Origin of the sequence: Luteimonas marina, assembly GCF_007859325.1 — a bacterium.
GTDB classification, from domain to species: Bacteria; Pseudomonadota; Gammaproteobacteria; order Xanthomonadales; family Xanthomonadaceae; genus Luteimonas; species Luteimonas marina.
In genome coordinates, this window is record NZ_VOHK01000004.1 from 231,305 (window position 1) to 244,546 (window position 13,242).

The following is a 13,242-nucleotide window of genomic DNA, read 5'->3' on the forward strand; positions in this document are numbered from 1 at the left end:
ATGACAGGCTGTTAGGCGAAGGACAGGCCGTTAGTTGAAGACAGGCTGTTGGTTGAAGGACAGGCCGTCAGTTCAGGCGTCGGCCGCCTTCGTCGGCGCTGGGGTTTCGGCCGGCTTGGCGGCGGGCTTGGCCGCTTCCGCGGACGATCCCTCGCCGCCCTTCGACTCGCCGCCCTTCGAAGCGCCCTCCCCGCCTTCGGCGAGGTTGCGCTTCCTGTCGCCGTCCTTCTTGAAGTCGGTCTCGTACCAGCCACCGCCGGCAAGCCGGAACGCGGGCGCCGTCAGCTGGCGCTTCACCGAGGCGGCGGCGCAGGACGGGCAGGTCTCCGGATCGGGATCCGACAGCTTCTGCAGCTTGTCGAAACGGTGGCCGCAGGCGGTGCATTCGAAGGCGTAGATCGGCATGGGCGCGTAAGAGAAGAAACGTCTGGGCGGAAAGGCGGCTCCAGTGTGGGGCCCGGCTCCGCGGATTCAAGGGATCGATGCCGCCCCCGGCGGGCGGCGGGCCTCAGTGGCCCCAGGGCGTCGGCGGCAGCTCGACCGGCGCGGTGAGGTCGAACTCGACCTTGAACTCGCGGCCGCCCGGGCGCGTGAGTTCGTACAGGAAGCGCTGGCCCGGCTCGACCTCCATCGCCCAGGTGTTGGTCACCGAGGCGTTGAGCCCTTCGCGCTCGAACATCGCGATCGATTCGGCGTCGACCGGGAATTCCTGGCGCACGGCGGTGCCGGCGCCGGCGGTGTCGCCGCCGTACATGGTGACCGCGTCGTCGCTGCCGTCCTCGTGGCGATGGTCGTGCTTCAGGCGCAGGCCGGTCGCCGTGCGGGTGATGACCCAGGTGCGCGAATGGTCGTCGCCGACGTGGAACGGCACCTGCAGTTCCTTCTCCGGGTCGTCGCAGCCGCGCACGTGCATGACCAGGGGCTTGCCCTCGAAGGCGTCGGGCTCGGGCGACTTCGGCGCGTTGGCGGTGATGCGGCCGGCGAACGCCTGCCCGCAGTGGCGGGCGAGCGCGGCGAGGAAGGCGTCGGCGGGCGCATCGGCCTCGGCGGCGGGCTCGAAGCCCTCGGCCGCGGCGTCGGCCTGCGCGGCGGCGTTGTTGCCCGCGCCGTCGCTGTCGTTGATGCGGATGCAGGCGGACAGGGCGACGCAGAGCGCGGTCAACGAGAGTATGTGGAGTGTGGTCTTCATCGGGGCACCTTAGAGCATTTTCGCGTCAGTCGCCTACAGTATCGTCGTCCCCGCGCAGGTGGGGACCCGGTGGCTTTGCGCTTTCCAGTGCTGAAGCAAAGACGCTGGATTCCCGCCTTCGCGGGGATGACGAGATGTAGGCATGGGCGCCGAATGGCGTCCTCGCCCTTGACGATCGACCGCCGCAATCCGCGGGACGCGCGAAGACTCAACGGCTGCAGGAGCACCTTCAGCCGTAGAGGGCGAGCAGCTCCGTCTCCGCCTCGTCGAGCTGCGCGCGCAGCGCCGCCTGCCGTTGGCCGAGTTCGGCGATCCTGTTGCCGTCCGAATAGGTGGCCGGATCGGCCAGTTCGGTTTCGATCCCCGCCAGCGCCTGCTCCAGCTCGGCCACGCGCGCCTCGGCCCTGCCGAGCTTGTGCGGGTTGGCCTTCGGCGGCGGCTTCGCCGGCTCCGGCGCCGCGGCCTTCGGCATCGCCGGCGCGCGCGCCTGCTCGCCCGCCGGGCGCGCGCGCAGCCACGCCGCGTATTCGTCGAGGTCGCCGTCGAACGGCTTCACCACGCCATCGGACACGCGCCAGAAGCTGTCGCTGACCAGGCCGATGAGATGGCGGTCGTGCGAGACCAGCACGATCGCGCCGTCGAAATCGCTCAGCGCCTCGGCCAGCGCCTCGCGCATGTCGAGGTCGAGGTGGTTGGTGGGTTCGTCGAGCAGCAGCACGTTCGGCTGCTTCCACGCGATCAGCGCCAGCGCCAGCCGCGCGCGCTCGCCGCCGGAGAAACCGTCGATGCTCTCGAACGCGCGGTCGCCGGGGAAATACCACTTGCCCAGGAAGTCGCGGAACGCCTGCGTCGGCGTGTCCGGCGACAGGTCGCGCAGGTGGTCGATGGGCGAAGCGCCCGCGCGCAGCGATTCCACGGTGTGCTGGGCGAAATAGCCGATGCGCAGGTCGGGATGGGCGTAGCGCTCGCCGTCGAGCAGCGGCAGCTCGCCGACCAGCGACTTGACCAGCGTCGACTTGCCCGCGCCATTGGGGCCGAGCAGGCCGATGCGGTCGCCCGCCTCGAGGCCGAAACCGACATTTTCGAGAATGCGTACTGCCCCCTCCCCTTCAAGGGGAGGGCCGGGGTGGGGATGGTGTTGGCCGGCAATCAATGCCCCGGATACAACACCATCCCCACCCAACCCTCCCCTTGAAGGGGAGGGCTTTGAAGCGTAGCCGCAGACGCCATCATTGATCCGCAGCAGCGCATGCGGCAGCCGCAATGGCGCCGGGAAATCGATGCGGAACTCGCGCTCGGCGCGCACCGCCTCGGTGCCGGCGAGCTTGGCCAGCCGCTTCATGCGGCTCTGCGCCTGCCGCGCCTTGCTGGCCTTGGCCTTGAAGCGGTCGATGAACTTCTGCAGGTGGGCGCGTTCGGCCTGCTCCTTCTCGTGCGCGATCTGCTGCTGGCGCAGGTGCTCGGCACGCTGGCGCTCGAAGGCGGTGTAGTCGCCGGCGTACAGCTTCGCCCTGCCGTCGTTGAGGTGCAGGGTGTGCGTGGACACGCCGTCGAGGAACTCGCGGTCGTGCGAGATCAGCAGCAGGGTGCCGGGGTACTTGAGCAGCCACTGCTCCAGCCACAGCACCGCGTCGAGGTCGAGGTGGTTGGTGGGCTCGTCGAGCAGCAGCAGGTCGCTGGGCATCATCAGCGCGCGGGCGAGGTTCAGGCGCACGCGCCAGCCGCCGGAGAACGCACTCACGGCGCGGCGATGGGTCTCGGCCGGGAATCCCAGGCCGTGCAGCAGCCGCCCGGCGCGCGCCTCGGCGTCGTAGCCGTTGAGCTCGGCCAGGCGCTGGTGCGCGGCGGCGACCGCCTCCCAGTCCTCGCGCGCATTGGCCTCGGCCTCGGCGCGGACGACTGCTGCGATCTCGGCGTCGCCACCGAGCACGAAGTCGATCGCCGCGTCCGACAGCGACGGCGTTTCCTGCGCCACGCTGGCGATGCGCACCCGGCCCGGCACGTCGATGTCGCCCCGGTCGGCCTCGACCTCGCCGCGGATCGCCGCGAACAGGCTGGACTTGCCGGTGCCGTTGCGACCGACCACGCCCACCCGCCAGCCCGCGTGCAGGGCCAGGTCGACGTCGGACAGGAGCAGACGCTCGCCCCGGCGCAGGGCGAAGTTGCGGAAGGCAATCATGGGGCGCGGATTCTACCGGAGCTGCCTTCCCGCGCCCTTTGCCGGCCGCTTATGCCCTTATGGAATAAACATTTGCATTCATGCTCTTTCGTTATTTGTTACAGCATTGTTAATGTTTCCGGCAGACCCGACATCCCGGTCTCCCCCACCCTGCAGGAGCTCCCCATGACCCGGCACCCCCTTGCCGTCGCCCTCCTGGCCGTCCTGGCCATCCCCGCGGTCCACGCCCAGACGCCCCAGGATGCCCCCGGCGAGCGCGCCAGCACGCTCGACACCCTGATCGTCACCGGCACCCGCGTCACCGACCGGACGGTCGCCGAATCGCAGTCGCCGATCGACATCATCAGCGCCGAGGCGCTGCAGGCCACCGGCACCGTCGAGCTGGCCACCGCCCTCGCCCGCGCCCTGCCCTCGCTCAACTTCCCGCGCCCGGCCCTGACCGATGGCACCTCGGCGATCCGCCCCGCGCAGCTGCGCGGCCTCGCCCCCGACCAGGTGCTGGTGCTGGTCAACGGCAAGCGCCGCCACACCTCGTCCCTGCTCAACCTCAACGGCACCATCGGCCGCGGCTCGTCCCCGGTCGACCTGAACACGATCCCGATCTCGGCGATCGACCGCGTCGAGGTGCTGCGCGACGGTGCCTCTGCCCAGTACGGCTCGGATGCGATCGCCGGCGTGGTCAACGTGGTGCTCAAGGGCGCCCGCAAGGGCGGCAGCCTGTCGACCTCCGTCGGCCAGTATTCGGCCGGTGACGGCACCCAGAGCCAGATCGCCGGCGACACCGGCCTGGCGCTCGGCGAAGACCGCGGCTTCCTGCACCTGTCCGCGCAGCTCGGTCGCCAGGACTCGACCAACCGCGCCCGCCCGTTCGCCGGCACGCCGGGGCCGACCCAGCCGGAAGTCGGTCAGAAGGCCTTCGTGATCGGCGAGCCCGAGGTCGACTTCGGCGCGGTCGGGTTCAACGCCGACTACGCGATCAACGACACCATCAGCGTCTACGGCTTCGGTACCGCCAGCAACCGCGACATCACCTCGTTCGCGTTCTTCCGCGCCCCCGCCAACCCGACCCAGAACGTCCCCTCGATCTACCCGGACGGCTTCCTCCCCGAAATCAACAACATCTCCAAGGACCGCTCGCTCGTCGCCGGCGTCAAGGGCCACGCCGGCAGCGGCTGGAACTGGGACCTGAGCTACAACTACGGCTACAACCACCTCGAGTTCTACACCCGCAATACGCTCAACGCGAGCCTCGGCGCGGATTCGCCGACCTCGTTCTACGACGGCGCGCTGGAGACCACGCAGAACATCCTCAACCTCGACGTCAGCCGCCAGTTCGACTGGGGCCTGGCCTATCCGGCGACGCTGTCGTTCGGGATCGAGGCGCGCAACGAGAAGTGGAACCAGTCGCCGGGCGAACCGGGCTCGTACATCGACGCCGACGGTCCGACGACCGGCCGCGTGGGCGGCGCGCAGGGCTTCGGCGGCTTCGCGCCCGAGGTCTCCGGCGCCTACGACCGCGACAGCTACGCCGCCTACGCGGGCGTGGAAGCCGACTTCACCGAGAAGTTCTCCGGCGGCATCGCCGCGCGCTACGAGGACTACGACGACTTCGGCAGCCAGGCCTCGGGCAAGATCTCGGCGCGCTACGCGTTCACCGACGCGGTGGCGCTGCGCGGCACGGTGTCCAGCGGCTTCCGCGCGCCGTCGCTGGCGCAGCAGTACTTCCAGACCATCAGCACGGTGTTCCTGCCGGGCATCGCCACGCCGTTCGAGATCCGCACCTTCCCGGCCAGCGGCGCGATCGCGCAGGCCTTCGGCGCCGAGCCGCTGCAGCCGGAGGAGTCGCTGTCCTACAGCCTCGGCATCGTGCTGCAGCCGGCCCGCAACCTGTACATCACCGCCGACGCCTACCAGATCGACGTCGACGACCGTATCGCGCTGTCGTCGAACCTGACCGGCGACGCGGTGCGCGCGCTGCTCGAGTCGCAGGGCGTGTTCGGCGTCAACGGCGGCCGCTACTTCACCAACGCCATCGACACCCGCACCCGCGGCATCGACATCGTCGGCACCTGGCGGCTGGACCTGGCGGCGAGCACGCTCGACTTCACCGCCGGCTACAACCACACCAAGACCGAGGTCACCCGGATCGCGCCGAATCCCGAGGAACTGGAGCAGAGCGGGCTGAGCCTGGAGCGCATCGACCGGGTCGAGATCGGCCGCATCGAGGACGGCTTCCCGCGCAACAAGCTGCTGCTCGGCGGCACCTGGACCGGCCAGACGTGGACGCTCGCCGCCAACACCACGCGCTACGGCAGCGTGCGCACGACGCCGAACAACCCCGCGCTCGACCAGTCCTACGGCGCCAAGTGGCTGCTCGACGTGTCGGCCAGCTACCGCCCGGACGAGCGCTGGACGCTCACCCTCGGCGCCGACAACGTGCTCAACGAGTACCCGGACGAGAACATCTTCGGCAACTCGACCAACGGCCAGTTCCCGTACAGCAACCTGTCGCCGTTCGGCTTCGGCGGCGCCTTCGTGTACGGGCGCGTCGGCTACGCGTGGTGATGCGCTGACGGAAGGCCAGGCCTTCCGGTCAGGCGGGACGAACGCCCCGGCGAAGGCCGGGGCGTTTCCTGTTTCCCGCCGACTTCAGCCACGTGGGTGCAGCGGGCGGGATGGCTCAGCGTGTCCGCCGAATTTGCCCGATCCGCCCGCATCCGCCAAACTGCCTTTCCATACCGCGGGACTGCACGGCCTCGATGCATCATGACACCGACCTGATCAACATCGTCGCAGTCGGCCTTGCCGTTGCCTTCGTGCTCGGTGCGCTGGCCAACCGGCTGCGCATGTCTCCCCTGGTCGGATACCTGATCGCCGGCATCATCGTCGGCCCCTTCACCCCCGGCTTCGTCGCCGACCAGGAGCTGGCCAACCAGCTCGCCGAGCTCGGCGTGATGCTGCTGATGTTCGGCGTCGGCCTGCACTTCTCGCTCAAGGACCTGATGGAGGTCAAGGCGATCGCGATCCCCGGCGCGGTCGCGCAGATCAGCGTCGCCACCGTGCTCGGCTGGGGACTGTCGGCGGTGCTCGGCTGGCCGACCCTGCACGGCATCATCTTCGGCTTCTCGCTGGCCACCGCCAGCACCGTGGTGCTGCTGCGCGCGATGGAGGAGCGGCGGCTGCTGGAAACCACGCGCGGCAAGATCGCGGTCGGCTGGCTGATCGTCGAGGACCTGGCCTGCGTGCTCGCGCTGGTGATGATGCCGGTGATGGCCGATGTCTTCATCGGCACGGAGGGCACCGAGGCGCCGACCTTCGGCTCGGTGATGACGACCGTCCTATGGACGATGCTCAAGGTCGCAGCCTTCGTGACGGTGATGCTGGTGGTCGGCCGGCGCGCGATCCCGTGGGTGCTCGAGCGCATCGCCGGCACCGGCTCGCGCGAGCTGTTCACGCTGTCGGTGCTGGCGATCGCGCTCGGCATCGCCTTCGGCTCGGCGATGCTGTTCGGCGTGTCGTTCGCGCTCGGCGCGTTCTTCGCCGGCATGCTGCTCAACGAGTCCGAGCTCAGCCACAAGGCGGCCAACGATTCGCTGCCGCTGCGCGACGCCTTCGCGGTGCTGTTCTTCGTCTCGGTCGGCATGCTGTTCGACCCGCTGATCCTGGTGCAGCGCCCGCTGGAGGTGCTGGCGACCGCCTTCATCATCATCGTCGGCAAGTCGGCCGCCGCCTACTTCATCGTCCGCGCCTTCGGCCATCCCAACACGACCGCGCTGACCATCTCCGCCAGCCTCGCGCAGATCGGCGAGTTCGCCTTCATCATCGCCGGACTCGGTGTCTCGCTGAAGATGCTGTCGGGCGACGAGCAGGCGCTGGTGCTGGCCGGCGCGCTGATCTCGATCATGCTCAATCCGATGATCTTCCGGCTGCTCGACCGCCGGCTGGCGACGCAGAAGGCGGCCGCCGATGCCGCGGCCGCCGCGGCGCCGGCCGAGCCGGTGGAGGACGTGATCGACCGCCCGGCGCTCGACGTCGACGACCACACCATCGTCGTCGGCTACGGCCGCGTTGGACGCCAGCTGGCGCTGCTGCTGAGGGACCGCGGCGTCCCGGTGGTGGTGGTCGAGGAAGAAAGCGACCTGGTGAGCAAGGCACGCGAGGAAGGCCTGCTGGCGGTGCGCGGCAACGTCGCCTCCGAGGCGGTGATGCACGAGGCCCTGCCCGAGCGCGCCAAGCTGGCGGTGTTCGCGATCCCGCGCGCGCTCGAGGCCGGCGAGACCATCGAGCGGATGAAGGCGGTCAACCCGATGCTGACCGTGCTCGCGCGCGCGCACAGCGAGCGCGAGGTGAAGCACCTGCTGGAGCACGGCGCCGACGGCGCGGTGCTGGCCGAACGCGAACTCGCGTTCTCGCTGGCCGAGATGGTGATGTCGACGCCGCCCTACCGGCCTGCGCGCAAGCCCGGCGGCGAGGACGATCCGTCGCCGCCGGCGAATCCGGCGCCGCTGGCGGCCTGATCCCGGCGGGCCTTCACGGCGTCATTGGCAGCGTCATCGGCAGCGGCATCGCCATCCGACCGACCGCGAGCCACCACGCCGGGCGCGTGGAACGCCAACCCCTCACACCTGCGCCAGCGCCTGCTCCAGGTCCGCGATCAGGTCGTCCACGTGCTCGATCCCCACGCACAGCCGCACCGTGTCCTCGCTGACGCCGGCCTTCGCCAGTTCCTCCGGCGAGAGCTGGCGATGCGTGGTCGAGGCCGGGTGCGTGGCCAGGGAGCGCGTGTCGCCGATGTTCACCAGCCGCGTGAACAGCTGCAGCGCGTCGAGGAACGTCGCCCCCGCCTCCCGCCCGCCGGGCAGGCCGAAGGTGAACAGGCCCGAGGCGCCGCCGCCGCGCAGGTACTTCTGCGCCAGCGCGTGCTCGGGATGCCCCGGCAACCCGGCGTAGTTCACCCACGCCACCTTCGGGTGCGCCTGCAGGTACTGCACGACCGCGAGCGTATTGGCGTTGATCCGGTCCATGCGCAGCGGCAGCGTCTCGATGCCCTGCAGGATCAGGAAGGCGTTGAACGGAGACAGCGCCGCACCGGTGTTGCGCAGCGGCACCACGCGCGCGCGGCCGATGTAGGCCGCCGGCCCCAGCGCCTCGGTGTAGACCACGCCGTGGTAGCTCACGTCCGGCTCGTTGAGGCGGCGGAAGCGCGCCTTGTGCTCGGCCCAGGGGAAGCGGCCCGAATCCACGATCGCGCCGCCGATGCTGTTGCCGTGGCCACCGAGGTACTTGGTCAGCGAATGCACCACGATGTCGGCGCCGAAGTCGATCGGGCGCAGCAGGTAGGGCGTGGGCACCGTGTTGTCGACGATCAGCGGCACGCCGTGCGCGTGCGCAACCTTCGCCACCGCCTCGATGTCGGTGATGTTGCCCAGCGGGTTGCCGATGGATTCGACGAATACCGCCTTGGTGCGCTCGTCGATCAGCTTCGCGAACGCGTCCGGCTCGCGGTAGTCGGCCAGGCGCGCCTCGATGCCGAACTGCGGCAGCGTGTGCGCAAACAGGTTGTAGGTGCCGCCGTACAGCGCGCTGGAGGAAACGATGTTGTCGCCGGCCTCGGCGATCGTCTGGATCGCGTAGGTGACCGCGGCCTGCCCCGAGGCCAGCGCCAGCGCGGCGATGCCGCCCTCCAGCGCCGCGACGCGCTGCTCCAGTACGTCGGTGGTCGGGTTCATGATCCGGGTGTAGATGTTGCCCGGCACCTTGAGGTCGAACAGGTCGGCGCCGTGCTGGGTATTGTCGAAGGCATAGGCGACGGTCTGGTAGATCGGTACCGCGACCGAACGCGTGGTCGGCTCGGGCGTGTAGCCGCCGTGGACGGCGATGGTTTCCGGTTTCCAGTTCGGATTGGACATGACGCAGGCACTCGCATGGGGAGCCGCGGACCATACCCCAGGATCGAAACGCGCGACCGGCCCGTTGCAGCGGAAACCATGTCGATCCGGCATGGCCTCATGCCCGTCGCGCGTCGCCATCGACACCATGCCTACCGACCGCTGTCGCTGGCGCGGCTCGCTCCTTCCGCCGCCAGCGGCACGAAGACGTCGGCGCGCAACAGCGCTTCGGGCACCGTTTCCGGATCGTCCAGGAATTCGTAGTGGATCGGCGCGTCGCGCAGCGGGTAGCCGCTCCCGGGCCACCATTCGGCCAGCACGCGATCGACGAGATCCTCCAGCCCCTCGTAGGCGCCGACGTGGCGCACGCGCGCATGGTCGCCGCCGCCGAGGGTCATCCGGCGCAGCGGTGCCGGCGGGCCGATGTCCGTCGACAGGCGGATCGCACAATCGAATTCGAACTCCTCGGGTGGCACATCGCGATGATCGCCGAGCGGCACGCCGTGCAGGCCGACGATCGCCTCCGCGGCACCGGCTTCGGCCGCCCAGCCGAACAGTTCGCCGAACGCGGTATCGAGATCGGCGAAGGCGCCGCGGTTGCGCAGGGCGACGACCTCGAACGGGTCCACCGAGACCACTTCGACCTGCAGCGGTGTTGCGCCACCGGAGCATACGGGCATGCCCAGCGCCGCGGCAGCGGTGGCGATCCGATCCGGCTGGCCGCGCAATTCGCCGGGGCTTGCGTCGAACGCGTCGCGGAAGGCGCGCGCGAACGCCTGCGGCGTCTCGTACCCGGCGATACCGGCGACCTCGCCGATCGCGACTTCCGGATCGCCCAGCAGGTGCAGCGCGCGCAGCAGGCGCAGGCGCGCCACGGTGCGGCCGAGGGTCTCGCCGGTCAGCGCGCGCCAGACGCGGTGGAAGTGGAACGGCGACAGGTGCGCGACCGCTGCCAGTTCGGGCAGGTCGGGCAGCGGTCCGCCGTCGTCCAGCGCGTGCTGCAGGTGCGCGATCACGGCGTCGATGCGGCGGGCGTAGGCGTTGCGGGTGGTGGTTTTCATCGGTGCTCCGGATGAGGGAACGGGACTCTGGTCAAGCGGTTTCGGCTGGCCCCCACCCCGGCCCTCCCCCGCAAGCGGGGGAGAGAGTCGGACGCCGCTGCTTTCAGCTCCCTCCCCCGCTTGCGGGGGAGGGTCGGGGTGGGGGCAACCCGCGCGATCAACCAAACGAAACGGGGCATGCCAAAAAGCATGCCCCACTCCAGCACCACCCGCGTTTCCGATCTTGCGCAGTTTGCCGCGCCTGATCAGCCCGCGGCGAAGGCCAGCCGCCCGCCCTCGGCGTCGACCTTCACCGTATCGCCATTGCCGAACTCGCCGGCAAGGATCTTCTGCGCCAGCGGGTTCTCCAGCTGCTGCTGGATCGCGCGCTTGAGCGGACGCGCGCCGTACACCGGATCGAAGCCGACGTTGCCGAGCAGGTCGAAGGCCCTGTCGGAGACCTCGATGCGGATGCCGCGTTCGGCCAGCCGCCTTTCCAGCCCGCGCAGCTGGATGCGCGCGATCGACTTGATCTGCGCCTTGTCCAGCGGATGGAACACGACGATGTCGTCGAGGCGGTTGATGAACTCTGGGCGGAAATGCGCCTGCACCACGCCCATCACCGCGGCCTTCATCTGCGTGTAGGCCTCGGCCGAGTCGTCGGTCGCCATCTCCTGGATCATCTGCGAACCCAGGTTAGACGTCATCACGATCACGGTGTTGCGGAAATCGACCGTGCGTCCCTGGCCGTCGGTCAGACGGCCGTCGTCGAGAACCTGCAGCAGGATATTGAACACGTCCGGATGCGCCTTCTCGACCTCGTCGAGCAGGATCACGCTGTACGGGCGCCGCCGCACCGCCTCGGTCAGGTAGCCGCCCTCCTCATAGCCGACGTAGCCCGGAGGCGCGCCGACCAGGCGGCTCACGGCATGCTTCTCCATGAACTCGCTCATGTCGATGCGCACCATCGCGTCGGCGCTGTCGAACAGGAATTCGGCCAGCGCCTTGCACAGCTCGGTCTTGCCGACGCCGGTCGGGCCGAGGAACAGGAACGAGCCGCTCGGCCGGTCGGGATCGCTCAGGCCCGCGCGCGAGCGACGCACCGCGTCGGAGACGACCTTGATCGCCTCGTCCTGCCCGACCACGCGCGCGTGCAGCGCTTCCTCCATCTTCAGCAGCTTGTCGCGCTCGCCCTCAAGCATCTTGCTGACCGGGATGCCAGTCCAGCGCGCGACGACCTCGGCGATCTCCTCGTCGGTCACCTTGTCCTGCAGCAGCCTGAAGCCGGTGGTCTCGACTTCCTGCGCGGCCTTGAGCTGCTTCTCCAGCTCCGGCAGGCGGCCGTACTGGATCTCGCTCATCCCGGCGTAGTCCTGCGCGCGCTGCGCGGCCTCGAGCTGCTGCTTGGCCTGCTCGATCTGCTCCTTGATCTTCGTCGCGCCCTGCACCGTGGCCTTCTCGGCCTTCCAGATCTCCTCGAGGTCGTTGTACTCGCGCTCCAGCGTCGCGATCTCGGCCTCGAGGTCGGCCAGGCGCTGCTTCGAAGCCTCGTCCTTCTCCTTCTTCAGCGCCTCGCGCTGGATCTTGAGCTGGATCAGGCGACGCTCCTTGCGGTCGAGTTCCTCCGGCTTGGAGTCGATCTCCATGCGGATGCGCGAGGCGGCCTCGTCCATCAGGTCGATGGCCTTGTCCGGCAGCTGGCGGTCGGCGATGTAGCGGTGCGAGAGCGTGGCCGCGGCGACGATCGCCGGATCGGTGATCTCGACGCCGTGGTGCACGGCGTACTTCTCCTTCAGGCCGCGCAGGATGGCGATGGTGTCCTCCACGCTGGGCTCGCCCACGAACACCTTCTGGAAGCGCCGCTCCAGCGCCGCATCCTTCTCCACGTACTTGCGGTACTCGTCGAGCGTGGTCGCGCCGATGCAGTGCAGCTCGCCGCGCGCCAGCGCCGGCTTGAGCATGTTGCCCGCATCCATCGCGCCTTCGGCCTTGCCGGCGCCGACCATGGTGTGCAGTTCGTCGATGAACAGGATGATCTGGCCTTCGTTCTTGGCGAGGTCATTGAGCACGGCCTTCAATCGCTCCTCGAACTCGCCGCGGAACTTGGCGCCGGCGATCAGCGCGCCCATGTCGAGGCTGAGCACGCGCTTGCCGCGCAGGCCCTCGGGCACCTCGCCGTTGACGATGCGCTGGGCGAGGCCTTCCACGATCGCGGTCTTGCCCACGCCGGGCTCGCCGATCAGCACCGGGTTGTTCTTGGTCCGGCGCTGCAGGACCTGGACGGTGCGGCGGATCTCCTCGTCGCGGCCGATCACCGGGTCGAGCTTGCCGGATTCGGCGCGCGCGGTCAGGTCGATGGTGTACTTCTCCAGCGCCTGGCGCGATTCCTCGGCATTCTCGTCCTGCACGCTCTCGCCGCCGCGGACCGCGTCGATGGCGGCTTCCAGCTTCTGCTTCGTCGCGCCGGCGGCCTTGAGCGCCTTGCCGGCCTCGCCGCCGTCGTCCAGCGCCGCGAGCAGGAACAGCTCGCTGGCGATGAAGCCGTCGCCGCGCTGCTGCGCCAGCTTGTCGGTGACGTTGAGCAGGCGGCCGAGGTCGTTGCCCACCGACAGCTGCCCCGCCTGCCCGGTCACCTTCGGCAGCCTGTCCAGCGCCTCGCCCAGCCGCTCGCGCAGCACGGGCACGTTGACCCCGGCCTGCGCCAGCAGCGGGCGGGTGCCGCCGCCGGACTGGTCCAGCAGGGCCACCAGCAGGTGCGCCGGTTCGATCATGTTGTGGTCGCGGCCCACGGCCAGCGACTGCGCGTCGGCCAGCGCCTGCTGGAAACGCGAGGTGAGCTTGTCCATCCGCATCGGAATCGCCTCGAAAAGGGAGTGGCCGGCCGAACCGGCAATACCCTCCAGATGCGGGTGATGGGCGCGGATACAAGTCCGCGGCGGGCGGCGA

General features: G+C 69.6%; 8 protein-coding genes. 2 read left to right on the forward strand and 6 right to left on the reverse strand.

Annotated features, from left to right (window positions below; genetic code table 11):
* Window positions 1-72: 72 nt before the first annotated feature.
* The 3 genes from FQY83_RS10370 to FQY83_RS10380 all read right to left on the reverse strand — a co-directional run bounded on the left by FQY83_RS10370 (window position 73) and on the right by FQY83_RS10380 (window position 3,368).
* Window positions 73-405, reverse strand: coding sequence for an FmdB family zinc ribbon protein (locus FQY83_RS10370; RefSeq protein ID WP_146387703.1), 333 nt, complete (start codon window positions 403-405; stop codon window positions 73-75).
* A 103-nt stretch (window positions 406-508) separates the two neighbouring features.
* Window positions 509-1,189, reverse strand: a complete 681-nt coding sequence (locus FQY83_RS10375) for a hypothetical protein (protein WP_146387705.1) — start codon at window positions 1,187-1,189, stop codon at window positions 509-511.
* Between the two features lie 229 nt (window positions 1,190-1,418).
* A complete protein-coding gene (locus tag FQY83_RS10380; protein ID WP_146387707.1) occupies window positions 1,419-3,368 on the reverse strand; it encodes an ABC-F family ATP-binding cassette domain-containing protein in 1,950 nt (649 codons plus the stop codon).
* Between the two features lie 165 nt (window positions 3,369-3,533).
* Here FQY83_RS10380 and FQY83_RS10385 point away from each other — a divergent pair, with 165 nt between their 5' ends.
* Together FQY83_RS10385 and ybaL are read left to right on the forward strand one after the other, a co-directional pair.
* Window positions 3,534-5,933 (forward strand): TonB-dependent receptor plug domain-containing protein, encoded by a 2,400-nt coding sequence (locus FQY83_RS10385; protein ID WP_146387709.1) that lies wholly within the window; start codon window positions 3,534-3,536, stop codon window positions 5,931-5,933.
* A 194-nt stretch (window positions 5,934-6,127) separates the two neighbouring features.
* Window positions 6,128-7,885 carry a YbaL family putative K(+) efflux transporter gene (ybaL, locus tag FQY83_RS10390; protein ID WP_146387711.1) on the forward strand — a complete coding sequence of 586 codons (1,758 nt, stop codon included), beginning with the start codon at window positions 6,128-6,130 and terminating at the stop codon, window positions 7,883-7,885.
* Between the two features lie 102 nt (window positions 7,886-7,987).
* On the opposite strand, the gene FQY83_RS10395 is transcribed toward ybaL, so the two are convergent.
* The 3 genes from FQY83_RS10395 to clpB all read right to left on the reverse strand — a co-directional run bounded on the left by FQY83_RS10395 (window position 7,988) and on the right by clpB (window position 13,148).
* On the reverse strand, window positions 7,988-9,277 hold the full coding sequence (locus tag FQY83_RS10395) for an O-acetylhomoserine aminocarboxypropyltransferase/cysteine synthase family protein (protein ID WP_146387713.1): 1,290 nt from the start codon (window positions 9,275-9,277) through the stop codon (window positions 7,988-7,990).
* A gap of 131 nt (window positions 9,278-9,408) precedes the next feature.
* Window positions 9,409-10,317 carry an AraC family transcriptional regulator gene (locus FQY83_RS10400; protein WP_146387715.1) on the reverse strand — a complete coding sequence of 303 codons (909 nt, stop codon included), beginning with the start codon at window positions 10,315-10,317 and terminating at the stop codon, window positions 9,409-9,411.
* A 245-nt stretch (window positions 10,318-10,562) separates the two neighbouring features.
* Entirely contained in the window at window positions 10,563-13,148 is a 2,586-nt protein-coding gene (gene clpB, locus FQY83_RS10405; RefSeq protein ID WP_146387717.1) for an ATP-dependent chaperone ClpB, read from the reverse strand.
* Window positions 13,149-13,242: the final 94 nt, after the last annotated feature.